Source organism: Streptomyces sp. NPDC053542, assembly GCF_044544685.1.
In the GTDB taxonomy this organism is placed as follows: Bacteria; Actinomycetota; Actinomycetes; order Streptomycetales; family Streptomycetaceae; genus Streptomyces.
In genome coordinates, this window is record NZ_JBITXL010000011.1 from 75,277 (window position 1) to 95,858 (window position 20,582).

General features: G+C 72.5%; 18 protein-coding genes and 1 pseudogene. 5 read left to right on the forward strand and 14 right to left on the reverse strand.

Annotated elements, in window-relative coordinates; translation table 11 throughout:
* Positions 1-48 precede the first annotated feature (48 nt).
* Positions 49-2,409 carry a protein translocase subunit SecD gene (gene secD, locus ACIGXO_RS27980; protein ID WP_399792289.1) on the reverse strand — a complete coding sequence of 787 codons (2,361 nt, stop codon included), beginning with the start codon at positions 2,407-2,409 and terminating at the stop codon, positions 49-51.
* Positions 2,410-2,564: 155 nt separating this feature from the next.
* Positions 2,565-2,978 (reverse strand): hypothetical protein, encoded by a 414-nt coding sequence (locus ACIGXO_RS27985; protein WP_399792291.1) that lies wholly within the window; start codon positions 2,976-2,978, stop codon positions 2,565-2,567.
* Positions 2,979-3,158: 180 nt separating this feature from the next.
* On the opposite strand from ACIGXO_RS27985, the gene ACIGXO_RS27990 reads away from it, so the two are divergent.
* Positions 3,159-3,743, forward strand: coding sequence for a pyridoxamine 5'-phosphate oxidase family protein (locus ACIGXO_RS27990; protein ID WP_399792293.1), 585 nt, complete (start codon positions 3,159-3,161; stop codon positions 3,741-3,743).
* Positions 3,744-3,850: 107 nt separating this feature from the next.
* Here ACIGXO_RS27990 and ACIGXO_RS27995 read toward each other — a convergent pair whose 3' ends face one another.
* The 6 genes from ACIGXO_RS27995 to ACIGXO_RS28020 form a co-directional block, all read right to left on the reverse strand.
* On the reverse strand, positions 3,851-4,390 hold the full coding sequence (locus ACIGXO_RS27995; RefSeq protein ID WP_223733759.1) for an arginine repressor: 540 nt from the start codon (positions 4,388-4,390) through the stop codon (positions 3,851-3,853).
* Between the two features lie 8 nt (positions 4,391-4,398).
* Positions 4,399-5,619, reverse strand: a complete 1,221-nt coding sequence (locus ACIGXO_RS28000; protein WP_399792295.1) for an acetylornithine transaminase — start codon at positions 5,617-5,619, stop codon at positions 4,399-4,401.
* Positions 5,616-6,539, reverse strand: a complete 924-nt coding sequence (argB, locus tag ACIGXO_RS28005) for an acetylglutamate kinase (protein WP_399792297.1) — start codon at positions 6,537-6,539, stop codon at positions 5,616-5,618. The genes ACIGXO_RS28000 and argB overlap by 4 nt, the downstream gene beginning before the upstream one ends.
* On the reverse strand, positions 6,536-7,687 hold the full coding sequence (argJ, locus tag ACIGXO_RS28010; protein WP_399792299.1) for a bifunctional glutamate N-acetyltransferase/amino-acid acetyltransferase ArgJ: 1,152 nt from the start codon (positions 7,685-7,687) through the stop codon (positions 6,536-6,538). Before argJ ends, argB begins: the two co-directional genes overlap by 4 nt.
* A complete protein-coding gene (argC, locus tag ACIGXO_RS28015) occupies positions 7,684-8,712 on the reverse strand; it encodes an N-acetyl-gamma-glutamyl-phosphate reductase (protein WP_399792301.1) in 1,029 nt (342 codons plus the stop codon). The genes argJ and argC overlap by 4 nt, the downstream gene beginning before the upstream one ends.
* A 121-nt stretch (positions 8,713-8,833) precedes the next feature.
* Positions 8,834-9,409, reverse strand: a complete 576-nt coding sequence (locus ACIGXO_RS28020; protein ID WP_399792303.1) for a CGNR zinc finger domain-containing protein — start codon at positions 9,407-9,409, stop codon at positions 8,834-8,836.
* A 103-nt stretch (positions 9,410-9,512) separates the two neighbouring features.
* On the opposite strand from ACIGXO_RS28020, the gene ACIGXO_RS28025 reads away from it, so the two are divergent.
* Positions 9,513-10,685 carry an epoxide hydrolase gene (locus ACIGXO_RS28025; RefSeq protein ID WP_399792305.1) on the forward strand — a complete coding sequence of 391 codons (1,173 nt, stop codon included), beginning with the start codon at positions 9,513-9,515 and terminating at the stop codon, positions 10,683-10,685.
* Positions 10,686-10,822: 137 nt separating this feature from the next.
* Here ACIGXO_RS28025 and ACIGXO_RS28030 read toward each other — a convergent pair whose 3' ends face one another.
* Positions 10,823-11,380: a GNAT family N-acetyltransferase gene (locus ACIGXO_RS28030; RefSeq protein WP_399792307.1), complete on the reverse strand. Its 558-nt coding sequence runs from the start codon at positions 11,378-11,380 to the stop codon at positions 10,823-10,825.
* An 89-nt stretch (positions 11,381-11,469) separates the two neighbouring features.
* The gene (locus tag ACIGXO_RS28035) at positions 11,470-12,693 is read right to left on the reverse strand and encodes a beta-ketoacyl-[acyl-carrier-protein] synthase family protein (protein WP_399792309.1); all 1,224 of its coding nucleotides are present in this window, start codon (positions 12,691-12,693) and stop codon (positions 11,470-11,472) included.
* 196 nt (positions 12,694-12,889) lie between these two features.
* Here ACIGXO_RS28035 and ACIGXO_RS28040 point away from each other — a divergent pair, with 196 nt between their 5' ends.
* Both ACIGXO_RS28040 and valS read left to right on the forward strand, forming a co-directional pair.
* Positions 12,890-13,849 (forward strand): D-2-hydroxyacid dehydrogenase family protein, encoded by a 960-nt coding sequence (locus ACIGXO_RS28040; protein WP_399792311.1) that lies wholly within the window; start codon positions 12,890-12,892, stop codon positions 13,847-13,849.
* 63 nt (positions 13,850-13,912) lie between these two features.
* Positions 13,913-16,510, forward strand: coding sequence for a valine--tRNA ligase (gene valS, locus ACIGXO_RS28045; protein ID WP_399792313.1), 2,598 nt, complete (start codon positions 13,913-13,915; stop codon positions 16,508-16,510).
* A gap of 48 nt (positions 16,511-16,558) precedes the next feature.
* On the opposite strand, the gene ACIGXO_RS28050 is transcribed toward valS, so the two are convergent.
* The 4 genes and pseudogenes from ACIGXO_RS28050 to ACIGXO_RS28065 form a co-directional block, all read right to left on the reverse strand.
* The gene (locus ACIGXO_RS28050) at positions 16,559-17,128 is read right to left on the reverse strand and encodes a histidine phosphatase family protein (protein WP_399792315.1); all 570 of its coding nucleotides are present in this window, start codon (positions 17,126-17,128) and stop codon (positions 16,559-16,561) included.
* A 180-nt stretch (positions 17,129-17,308) separates the two neighbouring features.
* Positions 17,309-17,719 (reverse strand): annotated as a pseudogene (locus ACIGXO_RS28055) (GNAT family N-acetyltransferase); the annotation flags it as partial.
* Positions 17,720-17,856: 137 nt separating this feature from the next.
* Positions 17,857-18,054: a DUF1918 domain-containing protein gene (locus tag ACIGXO_RS28060; protein ID WP_399792317.1), complete on the reverse strand. Its 198-nt coding sequence runs from the start codon at positions 18,052-18,054 to the stop codon at positions 17,857-17,859.
* Positions 18,055-18,246: 192 nt separating this feature from the next.
* The gene (locus ACIGXO_RS28065) at positions 18,247-19,557 is read right to left on the reverse strand and encodes a glycoside hydrolase family 10 protein (protein ID WP_399792319.1); all 1,311 of its coding nucleotides are present in this window, start codon (positions 19,555-19,557) and stop codon (positions 18,247-18,249) included.
* Between the two features lie 157 nt (positions 19,558-19,714).
* On the opposite strand from ACIGXO_RS28065, the gene ACIGXO_RS28070 reads away from it, so the two are divergent.
* Complete coding sequence (locus ACIGXO_RS28070) at positions 19,715-20,572, forward strand: 3-hydroxybutyryl-CoA dehydrogenase (protein WP_399792321.1); 858 nt, start codon at positions 19,715-19,717, stop codon at positions 20,570-20,572.
* Positions 20,573-20,582 lie beyond the last annotated feature (10 nt).

Genomic DNA, 20,582 nt, shown 5'->3' on the forward strand with positions numbered 1-20,582 from the left:
AGCGCGGGCCGTATCGCGTACGGCCCGCACCCCCGGCTGTCCGGCCCGTCAGACCACCGCCCCTGAGTCACCGGCCCGCCGGGCCCCCGCCCGGCGCCGGGGCCCGGTCGGTGACGGCGCCGACTTGGCCCGTCCGGCCGGCCGGGGCGGCGGCGCCGTGCTGCGTGCCTCCAGCGAGATCGCCAGCGGCATCGCCGTGAAGAGCGAGGAGTACGTGCCCACGCCGATGCCGATCAGCAGCGCCACCGCGAAGTCGGTGAGCGTGTCGCCGCCCAGGAACGCCAGCGCGGCCAGGATCAGGACGGCGCCGATGCCGGTGTTCACCGTGCGCGGCAGGGTCTGCAGGATCGCGGAGTTGGCGATCCGGTCGAACGGCGCCTTGCGGTTTGCGCCCCACAGCTCGCGCACCCGGTCGAAGACCACGACGGAGTCGTTGACGGAGTACCCGATGACGGTGAGCAGCGCCGCCAGGAACACCCCGTCCACGGGCTTGCCCAGCCAGGCGAAGACGCCGACCAGGATCAGCACGTCGTGGGCCATCGCGGCGACCGCCGAGACCCCGAAGGTCCAGCGGAAGCGGGCGGCCAGGTAGGCGAGCTGGGCGAGGAGCGCCACGCCGAGGGCGATGAGGGCGTTGCGGCGCAGTTCGTCGCCGAGGCTCGGGCCGATCAGTTCGTCCCGTACCTTCTCGGTCCTGCCGCCCAGTCCGGCGACGGTCTCGCGGACCTCGCTCTCCTGCGCGGCGGTCAGCTTCTCGGTGCGTACGGTGAGGTCGCCGTCGCCCGAGGAGTTGACCACGGCGCGCGGGAAGCCGGCGTCGGCGAGCGCCTTGCGGGCCGCGCCGGGTTCCACCTCGGTGGCGGTGGCGTACTCGACCATCCGGCCGCCGGTGAACTCCACGCCGAAGTCCAGGCCGCGCAGCCCGATCCCGCCCGCGGCCAGGGCGAGGACGAGCGCGGAGGCGGCGAGCCAGCGGCGCCGGTGGCGCATCAGGTCGTGGCCGCGGCGGGCGAGCCAGGTGCGGACCCGGCCCTCGTCGGCCAGTCCGGTGAGACGCGGCGTCGCCCGTACGAGGTCCCGGGCGAGGGCGAATTCGGCGAGGACCCGGGTGACGACCAGGGCGCTGATCATCGAGGCGAGGACGCCGATGGAGAGGGTGACGCCGAAGCCGCGGACCGGCCCGGAGGCGAAGAAGAACAGCAGTCCGGCGGCGAGCAGGGTGGTGATGTTGGAGTCCGCGACGGCGCTGAAGGCGTTGCGGAAGCCGGCGGTCAGGGCGGTGCGGACGTCCGTCCGCGCGCCGTTGGCCGCGCCGCCGCGCCGCTTCTTCTTGCGCCCGGCCGCGTACTCCTCCCTGGCGCGTTCGAAGACGAGGACGTTGGCGTCCACCGCCATCCCGATGGCCAGCACGAAGCCGGCCAGGCCCGGGAGAGTGAGGGTGGCGCCGAGCGCGAGCAGCGCGGCGTAGGAGATCAGCGCGTAACAGGCCAGGGCCAGCGCAGCGAGGCCGCCGAGCAGCCGGTAGACGACGGTGATGAAGAGCGCGGTGAGGGTGATGCCGATGACCGCGGCCTCGGCGCTGGCCTCGATGGCGTCGGCGCCCAGTGTCGGCCCGACGGTCCGCTGCTCGATCAGCTCGACCGGTACGGGCAGCGCGCCGCCCTTGATGAGCAGCGCGAGGTCCTGGGCCTCCTGCTGGGTGAAGTTGCCGGTGATCTGGGTGGCGCCGCCGGTGATGCCGGTGCCGCAGGCCACCGACTCGTTCACCTGCGGCGAGGAGATGACCTTGTCGTCCAGGACGATGGCGGCGCGGCGGGCCGGGTCGCCCAACGGCTTGCAGGCGGCGTCGCCGGTGAGCTTCGCCCACTTCTGTTCGCCGCTGCCGCGCAGGTCGACGGAGACGTACCAGCCGCTGCCGCGTTCGGCGTCGAAGCCGGCCTCGGCGCCGTCGACCTGTTCACCGGTGAGCGCGGCCGGGCCGACGCGCAGCGGCTGTCCGGATTCGTCGCGCAGGGTGCGCTTGTCCTTGGGTCCGGGGTTGCCGGGGCCCTGCGGGTCCGCGCCGAGCACGGGGTGGAAGGCGAGCTGGGCGGTGCGGCCGAGGACTTCGGCGGCCTCGCGGGGGTCTTGTACGCCGGGCAGTTCGACGACGATGCGGTTCTCGCCGGAGCGGGCGAGGTTCGGTTCGGAGACGCCGAGGCCGTCGACGCGGCGGCGCAGTACTTCGAGGGTGCGTTCCGTGGCCGCGCGGTCGGCCTTCGTGGTGGGCGAGTCCCGGGTCTCCAGGACGAGTTGGGTGCCGCCGCGCAGGTCGAGTCCGAGGCGAGGGGACTGGGTGAGGGAGAGGTAGAGCGAGAGGGCGAGGACGGCGAGCGCGAGCAGCGCGCGCAGCCTCGAAGCGCGTTTCATGGGAAGGGGCCTCCAGCAGGCGGTGCCGCGCGACGCGTTGCGTACGGGCGCGGCGGAGATCCGTGCCGGCACGCGCGGGCGTGCGGGCACGGCGGGAAGCACGGCGGACGCCCCCGCGGCCGGTGGCCGGGCCGGGGGTGCCGTGGTGGGACGTGTTACCTGCTGGAGAGCGGCGGGGCGCGGGCCGGCCGGAGGCCCGCGGAGAACTGCTGCCGGCCGGTGGTGTCCCGGCACACGGGAAGCCGGGACAAGGCGGGTGGCCGGGGTGCGTGGCGGTCGGCCGGGCCGAGGCCCGGGGCCGGGTGGGCCACGTGCTGTTCGGCCGGCGCGGTGCGGCCGCCGGTACGGAGGACGGCGTGCAGGTCCGCGGGGTGCGCGGAGCCGTCGTGCGCGCGCGGGGCGCCCGCCGGGCCCGGGGAGCCGTACGACACCCCGCCCTCGTACGCCACACCGCACCCGTACGGGCCCGTGGCGGCGGCCGCGGCCGTGGGCGTCAGCCCACTGACGACGAGCACGAAGACCGCGAGCAGCGCCCGTAGGGCGTCCGCCGGCCGCATCCGCCGGTCCATGCCGCTGCCTCCTCGTCCGGCTCGTCGCCGGATGTGCCGGCCTCATTGCCGCCACCCGGACGGGTGTCCGGCACACTCTGCCACGGCCGGGAGGTTTTGGAGAGCCTCGGGTGGCGGGCGTTTCCGGAGCGAAAGACCTCGGCCGCCCAACTCCGTTGTACCGGGCGGATACTGGCCCGTATGGGAAAGGTTCATGAACGCATCGACGGCAGGCTGCGCACGTTCATCGAAGCGCAGAAGATCTTCTTCACCGCGACCGCACCGCTCGCGGGGGACGGCACGGTCAACCTCTCACCCAAGGGCATGACGGGCTCGTTCGCGGTCCTCGACGAGCACACCGTCGGGTACCTCGACTTCGCCGGCAGCAACGCCGAGACCATCGCCCACCTGCGCGAGAACGGCCGCATCACGCTGATGTGGTGCGCCTTCGAGGGCCCGCCGAACATCGTGCGCGTACACGGCAGGGGCGAGCCCGTCTTCCGCGACGACCCGCGGTGGGGCGAGCTGCTCGCGCATTTCCCGGACATCGACGGGTCCGCGCACGGCCTGCGCGCGATCATCCTCGTGACGGCCGAGCTGATCCGGGACACCTGCGGCTACGGCGTGCCGTTCATGACGTACGACGAGGACCGGCCGCTGCACCGCTCGCGCTTCGAGCGCGAGACGGACGAGAGCCTGGACGCGTACTTCCGCAAGAAGGAGCACATCGCGCGGAGCATCGACGGGCTGCCGGGGCTTCCCTTGCCGCTGCCGCCGCTGCCGTAAAACCGCCCAGTGCTGCAAAGCCGTCCACTGCTGTAAAGCCGCCCTCTTGCCGTAAAGCGCACGGGCCCCGCCTCCCCCAGGGGAAGCGGGGCCCGTCCGTACCGGGGTCAGCCGTTGCGCTGTGCCAGCCGCAGCAGGTGGTCGGCGAGCGCCTGGCCGCCGTCCGGGTCGCGGCTGATCAGCAGCAGCGTGTCGTCACCGGCGATGGTGCCGAGGATGACGTGCAGCTCGGCCTGGTCGATGGCCGAGGCCAGGAACTGCGCCGCGCCGGGCGGCGTACGCAGCACCACCAGGTTCGCCGACGCCTCGGCCGAGATCAGCAGCTCGCTGGAGAGGCGGCGCATCCGCTCCTCCTTGGCGGACTCGCCCAGCGGCGCCTTCGGGGTGCGGAAGCCGCCCTCGCTCGGTACCGCGTAGATCAGCTCGCCGTTGGTGTTGCGGATCTTCACCGCGCCCAGCTCGTCCAGGTCCCGGGAGAGCGTCGCCTGGGTGACGCTCAGCCCGTCGTCGGCCAGCAGCTTGGCCAGCTGGCTCTGGGACCTGACCGGCTCGCGGTTGAGGATGTCCACGATCCGGCGGTGCCGGGCGGTCCGTGTCTGCGGTACGGCAGGGCCGTGCAGCGAATCGTTGTCCTGCGCCTCGGTCATCGTTCTGCTCAGTCTCCGGATCGTCGTTCCCCGTCGGCCGCCTCCTGGGCCGCGTCGAGGACACCGGGCAGCTTCTGGAGGAACACCTCCACCTCAGCGTCCGAGACGATCAGCGGCGGCGCGAGCCGGACCACGTCCGGCACGCAGGCGTTCACCAGGAGACCAGCGTCCTGAGCGGCCTGCTGCACCTTCGGCGCGTGCGGCCCCGTCAAGACGATACCCAGCAGCAGGCCGGCGCCGCGGACCGAGCCGACAAGCGGGTGCTCCAGCGCCCCGATCCCGTCCCGCAGCCGCTCCCCGGCCCGCTTCACGTGGTCGAGCAGCCCGTCCGCCTCGATGGTGTCCAGGACGGCCAGCGCGGCGGCGCAGACGACCGGGTTTCCGCTGAAGGTGGAGCCGTGCGCGCCGGGCGTGAGCAGCTCGGCGGCCTTCCCGTACGCGAGGGTCGCGCCGATCGGCAGTCCGCCGCCCAGCCCCTTGGCGAGCGTGACGATGTCCGCCTCGACGCCCTGGGCCTGTGCCTCCAGCCAGTGCCCGGTCCGGCCGATGCCGGTCTGGATCTCGTCCAGGACGAGCAGGGTGCCGGTGGCGTGGGTGATCTCGCGCGCTGCCTGGAGGTACCCGGCGGGCGGCACGATGACGCCGTTCTCGCCCTGCAGCGGCTCCAGGATCACGAACGCGGTCTCGTCGGTGACGGCCGCGCGCAGCGCCTCGGTGTCGCCGTACGGTACGTACGTCACGTCGCCGGGCAGCGGCCGGAACGGGTCCTGCTTGGCGGGCTGGCCCGTCAGCGCGAGGGAGCCCATGGTCCGGCCGTGGAAGCCGCCGACGGTGGAGACGATGTGGGTGCGGCCGGTCAGCCGGCCGATCTTGAAGGCGGCCTCGTTGGCCTCGGCGCCGGAGTTGGAGAAGTACACCCGGCCCGGGCGGCCGCCGGCGATCCGCAGCAGCCGCTCGGCGAGCGCGACGGTCGGCTCGGTGACGAAGAAGTTGGAGACGTGGCCGAGGGTGGCGACCTGGTCGGAGACGGCGCGGACGACGGCCGGGTGGGCGTGGCCGAGCGCGTTGACCGCGATGCCGCCGAGGAAGTCGAGGTACTCGTTGCCGTCGGCGTCCCAGACCTTGGCGCCCTCGCCGCGTACCAGCGGGACGCGGGGCGTGCCGAAGTTGTCCATCATGGCGCCCTGCCAGCGCTCCGTGAGGCCCTTGTTGCTCACGCCGTTCGTCATGCCGCCCCCTCGTCGTCCTCGTCCGCATCCGGCACGACCATCGTGCCGATGCCTTCGTCCGTGAAGATCTCCAGCAGGATCGAGTGCTGGACCCGCCCGTCGATCACCCGGGCGTTGTGCACTCCGTTCCGTACGGCGTGCAGGCAGCCCTGCATCTTGGGCACCATGCCGCTCGCGAGATCCGGCAGCAGCTTCTCCAGCTGCTTGGCGGTGAGCCGGGAGATGACCTCGTCGCTGTTGGGCCAGTCCTCGTAGAGGCCCTCGACGTCGGTGAGGACCATCAGGGTCTCGGCGTTCAGCGCGGCGGCGAGGGCCGCGGCGGCGGTGTCGGCGTTCACGTTGTACACGTGTCCGTCGTCCGCGCTCCGGGCGATCGAGGAGATCACCGGGATGCGGCCGTCGTCCAGCAGGGCCTGGACGGCTCCCGGGTCGATGGCGGAGATCTCGCCGACCCGGCCGATGTCCACCCGCTCGCCGTCGATGTCCGCGTAGTGCTTGGTGGCGGTCATCAGGTGGGCGTCCTCGCCGGTCATGCCGACGGCGAGCGGCCCGTGCTGGTTGAGCAGCCCGACCAGCTCCCGCTGGACCTGCCCGGCCAGCACCATCCGTACGACGTCCATGGCCTCGGGCGTGGTGACCCGCAGTCCGGCCTTGAACTCGGACTCGATGCCAAGAGTGGCGAGCTGCTTGCTGATCTGCGGGCCGCCGCCGTGCACGACGACCGGGCGGAGCCCGGCGTGCCGCAGGAACACGACGTCCTGCGCGAAGGCGGCCTTCAGCTCATCGTCGATCATGGCGTTGCCGCCGAACTTGATGACGACGGTCTTGCCGTGGTGCCGGGTGAGCCAGGGCAGCGCCTCGATGAGGATCCGGGCCTTGGGCAGCGCGGTGTGCTTGCGTGCGGTGGTCGGTTCGCTCATGAGGAGTACGCGCTGTTCTCGTGGACGTAGTCGGCGGTGAGGTCGTTGGCCCAGATGACCGCGGACTCGGCACCGGCGGCGAGGTCGGCGGTGATCCGGACCTCCCGGTACCGCATGTCGACCAGGTCGCGGTCCTCCCCCACCGAGCCGTTCTTGCAGACCCACACGCCGTTGATCGCGACGTTCAGCTGGTCGGGCTCGAAGGCGGCGGAGGTCGTACCGATCGCCGAGAGCACCCGGCCCCAGTTCGGGTCCTCACCATGAATGGCGCACTTCAGGAGGTTGTTCCGGGCGATGGACCGGCCCACCTCGACGGCGTCGTCCTCGCTCGCCGCGTTGATCACCTCGATGCGGATGTCCTTACTGGCACCCTCGGCGTCGCCGATGAGCTGCCGTGCGAGGTCGTCGCAGACCTCGGTGACGGCCGCGGCGAACTCCGCCGCGTCCGGGGTCACGCCGGAGGCGCCCGAGGCGAGTAGCAGCACGGTGTCGTTGGTCGACATACAGCCGTCGGAGTCGACCCGGTCGAAGGTCGTACGGGTCGCGGCCCGCAGCGCCGTGTCCAGCTCCTCGGCCGGGACATCGGCATCCGTGGTCAGCACGACGAGCATGGTGGCCAGCCCCGGCGCGAGCATGCCCGCACCCTTGGCCATGCCGCCGACGACCCAGCCGTTCTTCTCCGTGACCGCGGTCTTGTGCACGCTGTCGGTGGTCTTGATCGCGATGGCGGCCTTCTCGCCGCCGTGCGGGCTCAGCTCACCGGCCGCCTTCTCGACGCCGCTCAGCACCTTGTCCATCGGCAGCAGCTCGCCGATCAGCCCGGTCGAGCAGACCGCGACCTCGCCGGCGTTCTGGCCCAGCACCTCGGCGACCTTCTCGGCGGTCGCGTGGGTGTCCTGGAAGCCCTTCGGCCCGGTGCAGGCGTTCGCCCCGCCGGAGTTCAGCACGACGGCGCTGACCTGCCCGGCCTTGAGCACCTGCTGGGACCACAGGACCGGCGCCGCCTTGACGCGGTTGGCGGTGAAGACGCCGGCGGCGGCCAGTCGCGGACCGGTGTTCACCACGAGGGCGAGGTCCGCGTTCCCGTTCTCCTTGATCCCGGCGGCGATGCCCGCCGCCGTGAATCCCTTGGCTGCCGTAACCGTCACGGCGCGACTCCGATCGTGGAAAGTCCCGTGTCCTCGGGGAGCCCGAGGGCGATGTTCATGCTCTGTACGGCGCCACCGGCCGTACCCTTCGCGAGGTTGTCGATCGCGCAGATCACGATGATCCGCCCGGCGGCCGCGTCGTACGCGACCTGGACGTGCACCGCGTTCGACCCGTAGACGGCCGCGGTGGCCGGCCACTGGCCCTCGGGCAGCAGCTGTACGAAGGGCTCGTCGCCGAACGCCTTCTCGTACGCGGCCCGCAGGTCCTCCCCCGTCAGCCCCGGCTTCGCCTTGGCCGTGCAGGTCGCGAGGATGCCGCGCGGCATGGGCGCGAGCGTCGGCGTGAAGGAGACGCTGACGGGCTCGCCGGCCGCGGCGCTCAGGTTCTGGATCATCTCGGGGGTGTGCCGGTGCACGCCGCCGACGCCGTACGGGCTCATCGACCCCATGACCTCGGAGCCGAGCAGGTGCGGCTTGGCCGCCTTGCCCGCGCCCGAGGTGCCGGACGCCGCGACGATCACGGCCTCCGGCTCGGCCAGCCCCGCCGCGTACGCCGGGAACAGCGCGAGCGAGACGGCGGTCGGGTAACAGCCCGGGACGGCGATGCGCTTGGACCCCTCCAGCGCGGCGCGCGCCCCGGGAAGCTCGGGAAGCCCGTACGGCCAGGTGCCGGCGTGCGGGGAGCCGTAGAACTTCTCCCAGTCCCCCGCGTCCTTCAGCCGGAAGTCGGCGCCGCAGTCCACGACCAGCACGTCCGGCCCGAGCTCCTCCGCCACGGCGGCGGACTGCCCGTGCGGCAGCGCGAGAAAGACGACGTCGTGCCCGGCCAGCACCTCGGTGGTGGTCGGCTCCAGCACCCGGTCCGCCAGCGGCAGCAGGTGCGGCTGGAGCGCGCCGAGACGCTGTCCCGCGTTGGAGTTCCCGGTCAGCGCCCCGATCTCGACCTCGGGGTGCGCCAGCAGGAGACGCAGGACTTCCCCGCCCGCGTACCCACTGGCCCCGGCCACCGCCGCTCGTACAGTCATCGAACCCTCCTCATCGATGGCATGACTATACGGACGGCAGCACTTTTATGCAACGCGGTATGCGGAGGTCACACCCTCCCGGTCCACCCCGAGAGCCCGCTCGGATGCACCGAGGTAACGGCTACTCCGCCGATCCGGGGGTTTTACGCCGGCTGGCGTGGAAGCGTGCCTTCTTCTGGCGATTTCCGCAGGTGTTCATGTCACACCATTTGCGGGTGCGGTTCCGACTGGTGTCGAAGAAGGCGGCTCGGCAGGTCGGTGATGCGCACAAGGCCAGCTTTCCGTCCCGTTCGCCCGCGATGATGCTGATCGCGTCGGCGGCGATCACACCGAGGGCGTCTGCCACGCAGGAAGCCGAGCCGAGCTGCCATCGCCGCTTGCCGTCGGGCGTCAGGACCGCCGCGGCCCGGCCCTGAGCGCTGCAGTCATTGATGACTCGGACAGCAGCCGCGGGCAGAGCGTCCTGGAGCGCGGCCGCTGTCGCGGCGGCGTGAATCGCCTCCCTCAGCTCCCGGGCGCGGTCGAGCTGGGCAGGGGTGCAGGAATCCACGGCGAGGCCGTTCACCGCCAGCCAGTCGGCGAATCGGTGCGGCGTGGGAATGCGCTCCACAGCGTCGCCATGACGCTCCGACAGCGTCCCCGTGAAGCTGGTCGCCAGCACATTACCGAGGCGGAAATCAGGGAACGCGGCACGCATGGAACCACCTTAGCCGGTTGCCGCGTGGCTCGGAGGGCTGCTAGAACCGTCTTAGCCGGTTCGCGATGGGTCGTAGCCGGTTCCACGATGGCGAGGAGGTCTCATGCCCCGTCCGACCAGCGACGTGCAAGCGTGTGAAGCCCACGCGACCGACGCCGACCTCGACGATCTGCGCGCGCGGCTGGCCGCGGCTCGGCTTCCGGAGGCCGAGACGGTCCAGCGCGCCGCGCCCGGCCCCCGCCGTTGGGAGCAGGGCGTTCCGCTCGCCGACCTCGTCGATGTCGTGAACTACTGGCGCACCGGGTACAACTGGCGGGCCTTCGAAGAGCGGCTCAACGGCATCGGTCAGTTCCGTACGACCATCGACGGGCTGGGAATCCACTTCCTGCACCGCCGGTCCGCGCGCGCGGATGCCACTCCGCTGATCCTGACGCACGGGTGGCCGGACAGCATCGCCCGGTTCGTCGATGTGGTGGACGAGCTGGCCGATCCGGAAGACGCGGACGCGCCGGCGTTCCACGTCGTGGTTCCGTCGCTGCCGGGCTTTGGTTACAGCGACAGGCCGGCCACCACCGGGTGGGGAACCGAAAAGATCGCGGCCGCCTGGGTGGAGCTGATGGGACGGCTCGGCTACAGCAGGTTCGCAGCCCACGGCGGTGACTGGGGAGGCAATATCACCACGGTCCTCGGCGGCAGGTTCCCGGCGCACGTTCTCGGCATCCACACCACCTTCGCGGAGGGGCCGCCCGGGCTGACGACGGACGGGCTGACGGCGGCCGAGCGCGAGTGGGCCGAGGAGACCCGCGATTTCTGGCGCCACCGCGCGGCGTACGCGAAACAGCAGGCGACCCGGCCGCAGACCATCGGCTACTCGCTCGTCGACTCGCCGGTCGGGCTTCTCGCCTGGATCCTCGACAAGTTCGCCGAGTGGTCGGACACCGAAGACAGCCCGTTCGAGAGGATTTCCAGGGACCGCGTTCTGGACAACGTGACCCTGTACTGGCTGACGCGGACCGGCGCATCGGCGGCCCGCATTTACTACGAAAGCCACAACTCGCTGGACCCCGAACTCCGGGTCGACGTCCCGTCGGCGATCACCGCCTATCCCCGCGACGTCGAGAAGTGTCCGCGCCCCTGGGCAGAGCAGCGGTACCGGCAGATCGTCCGATGGGGGACGCCCGAAGTCGGGGGACATTTCGCGGCGCTGGAGGTTCCCGAAGTATTCGTCAAGGACCTGCGAGAGGGCCTCGCGGCAGTGCTGGCCGCTCATCGGTGAACGCGGCTCGGCGGCCGGCGCTTCCCGCCGCCTCTGTTGCGGGATCCGGGAGGCGATCGCCCGGCCCGCGGTGGTCCGCAGCCCGGAGACGTCCGCGGGACGGCGGCCACGGTCGTGCCGGCGCAGCGCCGGCTCCCTCAGAGACCGAAAGCCGCCGCGTACTGGATCACCCCCGCCGGGACCGGACGTGCGGGTTCCGTGTCGGGTGCGTCCAGGGGGAGGGCCATCAGCGCCTCGTCGGGGACCTCCATGGGGGCGCTGATGTTCCAGCGGGAGGCCGGGCGGAAGCCGAAGCGGGGGTAGTAGGTGGGGTGGCCGAGTACCACTACGAGGCGCTCGCCCCGGCCCCGGGCGGCGTCGAGGGCCGCGCGGATGGCCGCCGATCCGGCCCCGCGGCGCTGGTACGCGGGCAGCACCGCGCACGGGCCGAGCGCCAGGGCGGGCTGCCCGCCGATGTGGCAGCGGCTGAGCAGCGCGTACGCGGTCACCGTGCCGTCCGGGGCCTCGGCCACCCACGACAGGCCGTCGAGCCACGCGTCCCGGTCGGCGCGCAGCGCGTCGACGAGATCGGCCTCCTCGGCGAGGGGGAACGCGGCGAGGTTGACCTCCCGGACGGCGGCGGTGTCACCGGGCGCCTCGGGACGGGTGCGCCAGGAGAGGGAGGAGGCGGAGGTCGTGGGGGTGCGGGTCGTCATGGCCGCCATTCTTGGTGATGGGGGCCCCGGAGGCCACGGAGATTACGGGCGCGGCGCGGCTCCGCCGCCGCGCCGGTCCGGGGCGGGGATCAGGGCGCCGGGGTGAAGACCAGCGACGCGTTGTGGCCGCCGAAGCCGAAGGAGTTGGTGAGGGCGGCCGGGACGGCGGTCCGGCGCGGGGCGCCGGTGACGACGTCGAGCTTCACCTCCGGGTCGAGCGTCTCGAGGTTCGCGGTGGCGGGCACGACGCCGTCGCGTACCGCCAGGATCGTCGCGAGCGCGCCGAGGGAGCCCGCCGCGCCGAAGAGGTGGCCGGTCATCGACTTGGTCGCGGTGACGGCCGGGTGGGTGCCGATGGCCTCGGTGACCGACTGCGCCTCGGCGAGGTCGCCCTTGGGCGTGGAGGTCGCGTGGGCGTGCACGAGCCCGATGTCCTGCGGGCTGAGCCCGGCGGCGGCCAGCGCCCGGCGCATGGCCCGGACCTGGCCCTCCGGGTGCGCGGCCGTGATGTGGAAGGCGTCGGAGGTGACGCCGGCCCCCGCGAGGGTGGCGTGGGCGCGGGCCGCCCGGGCGGCGGCGAACTCCGCGCGTTCCAGCACCACCACGGCCGCGCCCTCGCCGATGACGAAGCCGTCCCGGTCCACGTCGAAGGGGCGGGACGCCCGCTGCGGCTCGTCGTTGCGCGTCGAGTGGGCCTTGGCCTGCGCGAATCCCGCCATCGTCAGCGCGCAGACGCACGCCTCGGCGCCGCCCGCGACGACCACGTCGGCGCGGCCGAGCCGGATCAGGTCCAGGCCCATCGCGATCGCCTCGGCCCCGGACGCGCAGGCGCTGACGGGGGTGTGGGCGCCGCCGCGGGCGCCGAGTTCGATGCTGACCCAGGCGGCCGGGCCGTTCGCCATCAGCATGGGGACGGTGTGCGGCGACACCCGGCGCACACCGGACGCCTCCAGCACGTCGTCCTGGCCCAGCATGGTGAGCGCGCCGCCGGTGCCCGTGCCGATCACCACGGCCAGCCGCTCCGGGTCGACCTCGGGCGTGCCCGCGTCGGCCCACGCCTCGCGCGCCGCGACGAGCGCGACCTGTTCGCAGCGGTCCATGCGGCGGGCCTGCACCCGGTCCAGTACCTCGGTCGGTTCGACGGCGAGCCGGCCCGCGATCCGGCCGGGCAGCGCGGCCGCCCACTCCTCCTCCAGCGGGCCGATGCCGGACTGCCCGGCCAGCAGCGCGCTCCAGGTCGACGCGGCGTCCCCGCCGAGCGGCGTGGTGGCGCCCAGGCCGGTGACCACGACGTTGTCGGTGTTCATGCTCATGGGCGAGTCTCCTTTGTAGTAGAGATACAACTCCCCGTGCGGCCGATGGGCCCAAGGACGGGGCGAGCCGTCGACTCATCAGCAACTCTGCCAAGTGAATTACGGAGCAACAGGTGGCGTGATCAACGGAGTCCCACGACGAGATGTTGTAGAGTCTCCACACAACCAAAAGCAAGATCGACATGGCGGGGGCGGGATGGGACTGCGGTGTGCGGTGCTCGACGACTACCAGGGCGTCGCGCTGTCCATGGCGGACTGGAGCGCGGTGGCCGAGGACGTCGACGTACGGGTGGTACGGGAGTACATCGGCGACCGGGAACGGCTGGTGGAGGCCGTCGGGGACTGCGAGATCCTCGTCGCGATGCGGGAGCGCACCCCGTTCCCCGAGGAGCTGTTCGCGCGGCTGCCCCGGCTGCGGCTGCTGATCACCTCCGGTATGCGCAACGCCGCGATCGACCTGGAAGCGGCGGCCCGGCACGGCGTGACCGTGTGCGGTACGGCCAGCAACACGGAGCCGCCGGTCGAGCTGACCTGGGCGCTGCTGCTCGGCCTGGCCCGCGGCCTCGTCCAGGAGAACACCGCGCTGCGGGAGGGCGGACCGTGGCAGAGCACGGTGGGCGCCGACCTCCACGGACGGCGGCTCGGTCTGCTGGGGCTGGGGAAGACCGGTACGCGAGTGGCAGCCGTCGGCCAGGCGTTCGGGATGGACGTGGTCGCCTGGAGTCAGCACCTCACGGACGAGCGGGCCGCCGCGGCGGGCGTCCGGCGCCTGCACACGAAGGAGGAGCTGCTGGAGAGCAGCGACTTCGTCTCCGTGCACCTGGTGCTCGGGGAGCGGACGCGGGGGCTGCTCGGCGCCGCGGAACTGCGGCGGATGCGGCCTACGGCGTACCTCGTCAACACCTCGCGGGCCGCGATCGTCGACCAGGACGCGCTCGCGGAGGCACTGCGCGGCGGGTGGATCGCGGGCGCGGGGGTCGACGTGTTCGACCAGGAGCCGCTGCCGGCCGACCATCCATACAGGTCGCTGCCCAATCTGCTGGCCACGCCGCATCTGGGCTATGTGACGCGGCGCAATTACGAGGGGTACTTCCAGCAGGCGGTGGAGGACATCGCGGCGTTCGTGGCGGGGACGCCGGTGCGGCAGCTGGGCTGAGTGCCAGGAGGGGGCGGAAAATGCCGGGCGGCGGGCGCGGGGCCGTCACTAGCATGGACCCGCATGACGCCCCCTCAGCTCCCCGAGCGCCCGCCGCATCCGCGCGGCATCCCCGAGCGGCCCGTCCTCGACGGGCTGGAAGAGAAGTGGTCCTCCCGCTGGGAGGAGTCGGGTGTCTATGCATTCGACCGGTCCGCCGAGCGCGGCCGGGTCTTCTCGATCGACACCCCGCCGCCCACGGTCAGCGGCTCGCTCCACATCGGCCACGTCTTCTCGTACACGCACACCGACGCGGTCGCCCGCTACCAGCGGATGCGCGGCCGGGAGGTCTTCTACCCGATGGGGTGGGACGACAACGGGCTGCCGACCGAGCGGCGGGTGCAGAATCACTTCGGGGTGCGGTGCGACCCGTCGCTGCCGTACGACCCGGACTTCACCCCGCCCGAGAAGCCCGGCAAGCGTCAACTCCCCATTTCCCGGCGGAACTTCATCGAGCTGTGCGAGCGGCTGACCGCCGTCGACGAGCAGGCTTTCGAGGAGCTGTGGCGGCGCCTGGGCCTGTCGGTCGACTGGACGCGGACGTATCGCACGATCGGGGACACGGCGCGGAGGGTCTCCCAGTACGCCTTCCTCCGGAACCTCGCGCGCGGCGAGGCGTACCTCGCCGAGGCGCCCACGCTGTGGGACGTCACGTTCCGCACGGCGGTCGCCCAGGCCGAACTGGAGGACCGGGAGCGGCCCGCCGCGTACCACCGGCTGGCGTTCGCCGGTACGGGCGAGGCCGCCGGCGCCCCGCTCCTCGTCGAGACCACGCGTCCCGAGCTGCTGCCCGCCTGTGTCGCGGTCGTCGCGCATCCGGACGACGCGCGCTATCAGGAGCTGTTCGGGAAGACCGTGCGCACCCCGCTCTTCGGAGTCGAGGTGCCCGTCCTCGCGCACCGGCTCGCCGACCCGGAGAAGGGCACCGGCGCCGCCATGATCTGCACCTTCGGCGACACCACGGACGTGACGTGGTGGCGCGAACTGGCGCTGCCGACCCGCCCGGTCATCGGCTGGGACGGCCGCTTCGCCGCGGAACCGCCGACCGCGCTGGAGAGCGAGCGGGCCCGGGCGGCGTACGCGGAACTGGCCGGGGCCACCGCCTTCACCGCCCGCGAGCGCGTCGTCGCCATGCTGCGCGAGAGCGGCGAGCTGATCGGCGAGCCGCGTCCAGTCAGCCACCCCGTGAAGTTCTACGAGAAGGGCGACAAGCCGCTGGAGATCGTCACCACCCGCCAGTGGTACCTCCGCAACGGCGGCCGCGACCGGGAGCTGCGCGAGGAACTGCTGCGGCGCGGCGCGGAGCTGCACTGGCACCCGGACCGGATGCGCGTCCGGTACGAGAACTGGGTCGGCGGCCTGAACGGCGACTGGCTGATCAGCCGGCAGCGGTTCTTCGGCGTGCCGATTCCCGTCTGGTACCCGCTGGACGGCACGGGCGCGCCGGACTACGACAAGCCCATCGTCCCGGACACCGCGGCGCTGCCCGTCGACCCGAGCGCCGAGGCGCCGCCCGGGTACACGGAGGCGCAGCGCGGCGCTCCGGGCGGCTTCACCGGCGACCCGGACGTCATGGACACCTGGGCGACCTCCTCCCTCACCCCGCAGATCGCGGCCGGCTGGCCCGCCGACCCGGACCTCTTCGAGCGGGTCTTCCCGATGGACGTCCGGCCGCAGGCGCACGAGATCATCCGTACCTGGCTGTTCTCCACCGTCGTCCGCGCGCACGCCGAGCACGGCACGCTGCCCTGGCGGCACGCCACGATCTCCGGCTGGATCCTCGACCCGGACCGCAAGAAGATGTCGAAGTCGAAGGGGAACACGGTCACCCCGCTGGACCTGCTGGCGCGGCACGGCTCCGACGCGGTGCGGTACTGGGCGGCGAGCGGGCGCCCCGGTACGGACACCGCGTTCGACACCGGGCAGATGAAGATCGGCCGCCGGCTGGCCACCAAAATCCTCAACGCGAGCCGGTTCGTGCTGGCGTTCCCGCCGGTCCCGGAGGGCAAGCCGGTCACCGAGCCGCTGGACCGGGCGCTGCTCGCCGCCCTGGCCACCACGGTCGGGGAAGCCACCGACGCCTTCGAGGACTTCGACTACTCCCGCGCCCTGGACCACACCGAACGGTTCTTCTGGCGTTTCTGCGACGACTACCTGGAGCTGGTGAAGGACCGGGCGTACGGGACGGCGGACGGTTTCCAGGGCGACGCGGGCGCCGGGGCGGCCTCGGCCCGGGCCGCGCTCACCCTCGCGCTGGACGCCCTCCTGCGCCTCTTCGCGCCGGTGCTGCCGTTCGTCACGGAGGAGGTCTGGTCGTGGTGGGCCGCCGGCTCGGTGCACCGCGCGTCCTGGCCGGAAGCCGGTCCGCTGCGCGCGCTCGCGGACGGCGCGGACCCCGCGCTGCTCGACACGGCGACGGAGGTCCTCACGGCGGTCCGCCGGGCGAAGTCCGCGGCCAAGGTGTCCATGCGGACGGCGGCGGCGGGCGCGGTGATCACCGGGCCGGCCCCGGCGCTGGAGGCGTTCGCCCTGGTCGCCGCGGATGTCCGCGCGGCGGGACGGATCACGCGTACCGAAGAACGCCCCGGACCGGCACCGCTCGCGGTCGACGTCACGCTCTGAGGCCGGACACCGGCTCGCAGGGCGACAGGGCTCTCAGGGTGACAGGGCTCAGGACGACAGGACGAGGGTCCAGGAGCCCGGGTGGCCGTGGAGGGCCGTGACGGAGAGCGGGAGGACGTCGAGGCGCCAGTAGGCGTGCGGCGGGACCTTCAGTGCGTAGATGAGGGCGGCGCGGATCACGCCCGGGTCGGCGACGGCGAGGGCGCTGCCGCCGTCGCCGACCGGGCGGGTGTCGAGCCAGTTGCCGACCCGGATGATGAACGAGAGCAGGGACTCGCCGCCGTGCGGGGCCGTGCGCGGGTCGGCCAGCCAGGCGTCCACGGCCTGCGGCTCGGCGGCCGCCACGTCGCGCAGGGTGCGCCCGCGCCACCGGCCCATGTCGCAGTCGCGCAGCGCGGGCTGCACCAGTGGGGTGAGGCCGAGCAGCTCGCCGGTCTCGCGGCTGCGGGCCGAGGGCGAGCAGTAGCGGAGCTCGGCGGCGGCCAGCGGGTTCAGCGCCGGCGCCGCCCGCTCGACCTCGTGCCACCCCATCGCGTCCAGCGGCCGGTCGTCGTCGAAGCGCGCTTCGAGTAACGAGGAGCTGCGCCCGGCGGCGACCAGCGTGAGGCGAACAGTCATTCGGTGATGGTAAGAGCGCTCTCGCCGCCGGGAACCCCTGAAGTCACATATTTACGGGGCATGTTCGGCATTGGCGGCCGGAGCGTGATGTTCCGCCCCGCGAGCGGGCTCTCCGGAGGAGGCGGACCGGCCGGAGGCCGCGGGCGGGCCGGATGCCGCGGGCTGCGCCCCTTCCGGCGCCCCGAGCGTCATCCACATCCCCGTGTCCGCGACCCGCCGGAAGCCGACGCGCTCATAGACGCCGTGCGCGTCCTCCGTGGCGAGCATGATCCGGCGCAGCCCGCTGGGCGCCAGGTGGTCGCGGACGGCGGCGGCCAGCGCGCCGCCCAGCCCCTTGCCGCGCGCGGCGCGGTCGATGTAGACGTCGCAGAGCCAGGCGAAGGTGGCGTGGTCGGTGACCACCCGGGCGTACCCGACCTGGCGGCCCGAAGCCGTCTCGTACACCCCGAAGTTCAGCGAACCGGCGAATGCCCGGTCCTGCTTCTCACGGGACCGGCCCAGCGCCCAGTACGCGTCCGTGGCCAGCCAGTGGTGGACCAGATCGCGGTCCAGGCGCGCGGGATCGGTGGAGATGACATAGCCCTCGATCATGGCCGGAGCCTGGCACACGGCCACCGGACCGTCGAGCGCATTTCCGGCGCCGCGGGGACATGCGCAGAGCCCGGCGGCCTCCCGCCGGGCCCTTCGCTCAGTCGCTATCGGTCCCTGTCAGTCGCTGTCGGTCGCTGTCAGCCGTCCGCCATCTTCTCGTGCTGTACGACGGTGTCGGGGCCTGGGGACATGATCGTTTCGTGGCCGTCCTGGAAGCGGACGCGGTACGGCGGGGTCCCACGTTCCCCGAGTACTTCGACGACCTCGGCGACCCGGTCGTGCTGGCCGACGATCCTGCCGTGCATCAGCAACCGGTCGCCTTTCTGGGCCTCCATCAGAGATGACCTCCGTCCGGATGGTCGGGATGCGCCCGGACACGCCGGCACGCAGTCGTCGCGGGCGCTGAGCCGTGCCGCTGGGGGGAGCCGCGCGCCCTTACGGCCAGTTTAGGCCCGGCGGCCGTTCCGGGCGCCGCCTGCGATCGGCCATCGGCGTACCGGCCGCCGGGCCGACCGGGTCCGGTCCGGTCAGCGCGGCGGCCGCACCCGTGACGGATAGTGGTCGGCCACCACCCGCGCCATCGCCCCCGTACGGTCCGTGGCCACCTCCTTGGCGGAGAAGTAGACGTTGCCGCGCACCTGCCGGTAGCCGGCGTCGAAGGTGAGATGGCGGGAGAGCTCTTTCGGGTTCTGCCAGGGGGCCGGCTGGGCCGGGTCGCCGGCCTTGTAGAGCGCCTCGCCGATGTAGAGGTGCACGCGGGTGCCGTCCACGGTCCGGGCCCACCAGGGCACGAGCTTGGCGTAGTCGGCGGCGGCGAAGCCGATGTTCCAGTAGACCTGCGGGACGACGTAGTCCAGCCACTCCTCGCGGACCCACTTCCGGGTGTCGGCGTACAGATCGTCATACGTCTGTACGCCCGCTCGGGTGTCGGAGCCCGTCGGGTCGGTGGCCTGATTGCGCCAGACCCCGAACGGGCTGACGCCGAAGCGGGCCGTGCGCCGGGTGGTGCGGACCCGCTCCCCCAGCTCGCGCACCAGCTGGTCGATGTTGTCGCGGCGCCAGCTCGCCCGGTCCGGGAAGCCGTCCCCGTACTCCTCGTACGCCGCGTCGTCGTCGAAGACCTGGCCCGCGACCGGATAGGGGTAGAAGTAGTCGTCGAAGTGGACGCCGTCCACGGGGTAGCGGCGCACCGCGTCCATGATCGCGTCGAGGACGAATGCGCGGACCTCCGGCAGGCCGGGGTTGTAGTAGAGCTTGCCGCCGTAGGGCAGCACCCAGTCCGGGTGGAGCCGGGCGGGGTGGGTGGGGACGAGCTTGGTGGGATCGGTGTGGTTGGCGACGCGGTACGGGTTGAACCACGCGTGCAGCTCCAGGTCGCGCGCGTGGGCCTCGCGGACGGCGAAGTCCAGCGGGTCCCAGCCGGGGTCGCGGCCCTGGACGCCGGTGAGGTACTGCGACCACGGCTCGTACGGGGAGGGCCACAGCGCGTCGGCGGTGGGGCGCACCTGGAAGATCACCGCGTTCAGCCGGGCCGCGGCCGCCTTGTCGAGGTAGGCCACCAGCTCGGCCTGCTGCTGGGCGGCGGTCAGGCCCGGCTTGGAGGGCCAGTCGCGGTTGGCCACGGTCGCCAGCCACATCCCCCGGAACTCCGGCCGGCGTCCGGCCGCGTCGCCCCTCCCCTGACCGTGACCTGCGCTTTCGACGGGGTCCCCGGCCCCGCCCGGGGTGCTCGCCGCCGCGCCCGGCGTCCACAGCAGCGAGGACGCCGCCCCGAGCGCCGCCACCGTGAAACCTCTCCGCGTGGCACCTCTCCGGGTGATTCTCCCTATTCGTCGCATACCACCACCCCTTCCGTCCGGTGCGTCCGGCTCTCCACGCTCAGAATGCCCGCCCCGCCCGCCCGTGCGCACCAGCGCGCGGAGTAACGTCGGGGCCGAGGCGGGCGTCGCACCCTTACGGCCCCCGCCGGTCCCGAAGATCAGCGAAAGGCACGATGTGACCGACATCGAACGCGTCGGAGTGGTCGGCTGCGGCCAGATGGGCGCCGGCATCGCCGAGGTATGCGCGCGGGCCGGCCTGGAGGTCATGGTCGCCGAGACCACCGGCGAGGCCCTGGAAATCGGCCGCACCCGCCTGACCAATTCCCTCGGCAAGGCGGCCGAGCGCGGCAAGATCACCAGCGCGGAGCGCGACGCGACGCTCGACCGGCTCAGCTTCACCACCGACCTCGGCGAATTCGCAGACCGCGACCTCGTCATCGAGGCGGTCGTGGAGAACGAGCAGGTCAAGACCGAGATCTTCCAGGTGCTCGACCAGGTCGTCACGCGACCCGACGCGATCCTGGCCTCCAACACCTCCTCCATCCCGCTGGTGAAGCTCGCCGTCGCGACCTCCCGCCCGGAGCAGGTCATCGGCATCCACTTCTTCAACCCGGCACCGGTGCAGAAGCTGGTCGAGATCATCCCGGCGCTCACCACCGGCGAGGAGACCATCAAGCGCGCCGAGGCGCTGGTCCACGACCACCTGGGCAAGCACGCCATCCGCGCCCAGGACCGCTCCGGCTTCGTCGTCAACGCGCTGCTGATCCCCTACCTGCTCTCCGCGATCCGGATGTTCGAGCAGGGCACGGCGAACCGCGAGGACATCGACAACGGCATGGAGCTGGGCTGCGCCCACCCGATGGGTCCGCTGAAGCTGGCCGACCTGATCGGCCTGGACACCGTCGCCTCGGTCGCGGCCTCGATGTACGAGGAGTTCAAGGAGCCGCTGTACGCCGCTCCCCCGCTGCTGCAGCGGATGGTCGACGCGGGCCGACTGGGCCGCAAGACGGGCTCGGGCTTCTACCCGTACTGAGCGCCGGGCT

Bases quoted from the DNA above. Each gene is read 5' to 3' on its own strand.
- ACIGXO_RS28030 (WP_399792307.1), bottom strand. From the start codon at position 11,380: ATGACGACCCGCACCCCCACGACCTCCGCCTCCTCCCTCTCCTGGCGC.
- ACIGXO_RS28040 (WP_399792311.1), top strand. From the start codon at position 12,890: ATGGGACTGCGGTGTGCGGTGCTCGACGACTACCAGGGCGTCGCGCTG.
- argC (WP_399792301.1), bottom strand. From the start codon at position 8,712: ATGACTGTACGAGCGGCGGTGGCCGGGGCCAGTGGGTACGCGGGCGGG.
- ACIGXO_RS28025 (WP_399792305.1), top strand. From the start codon at position 9,513: ATGCCCCGTCCGACCAGCGACGTGCAAGCGTGTGAAGCCCACGCGACC.
- ACIGXO_RS27990 (WP_399792293.1), top strand. From the start codon at position 3,159: ATGGGAAAGGTTCATGAACGCATCGACGGCAGGCTGCGCACGTTCATC.
- secD (WP_399792289.1), bottom strand. From the start codon at position 2,409: ATGAAACGCGCTTCGAGGCTGCGCGCGCTGCTCGCGCTCGCCGTCCTC.
- ACIGXO_RS28050 (WP_399792315.1), bottom strand. From the start codon at position 17,128: ATGACTGTTCGCCTCACGCTGGTCGCCGCCGGGCGCAGCTCCTCGTTA.
- ACIGXO_RS28020 (WP_399792303.1), bottom strand. From the start codon at position 9,409: ATGCGTGCCGCGTTCCCTGATTTCCGCCTCGGTAATGTGCTGGCGACC.
- ACIGXO_RS27985 (WP_399792291.1), bottom strand. From the start codon at position 2,978: ATGGACCGGCGGATGCGGCCGGCGGACGCCCTACGGGCGCTGCTCGCG.
- ACIGXO_RS28060 (WP_399792317.1), bottom strand. From the start codon at position 18,054: ATGGAGGCCCAGAAAGGCGACCGGTTGCTGATGCACGGCAGGATCGTC.
- ACIGXO_RS27995 (WP_223733759.1), bottom strand. From the start codon at position 4,390: ATGACCGAGGCGCAGGACAACGATTCGCTGCACGGCCCTGCCGTACCG.
- valS (WP_399792313.1), top strand. From the start codon at position 13,913: ATGACGCCCCCTCAGCTCCCCGAGCGCCCGCCGCATCCGCGCGGCATC.
- ACIGXO_RS28035 (WP_399792309.1), bottom strand. From the start codon at position 12,693: ATGAGCATGAACACCGACAACGTCGTGGTCACCGGCCTGGGCGCCACC.
- ACIGXO_RS28000 (WP_399792295.1), bottom strand. From the start codon at position 5,619: ATGACGAACGGCGTGAGCAACAAGGGCCTCACGGAGCGCTGGCAGGGC.
- ACIGXO_RS28065 (WP_399792319.1), bottom strand. From the start codon at position 19,557: ATGCGACGAATAGGGAGAATCACCCGGAGAGGTGCCACGCGGAGAGGT.
- argB (WP_399792297.1), bottom strand. From the start codon at position 6,539: ATGAGCGAACCGACCACCGCACGCAAGCACACCGCGCTGCCCAAGGCC.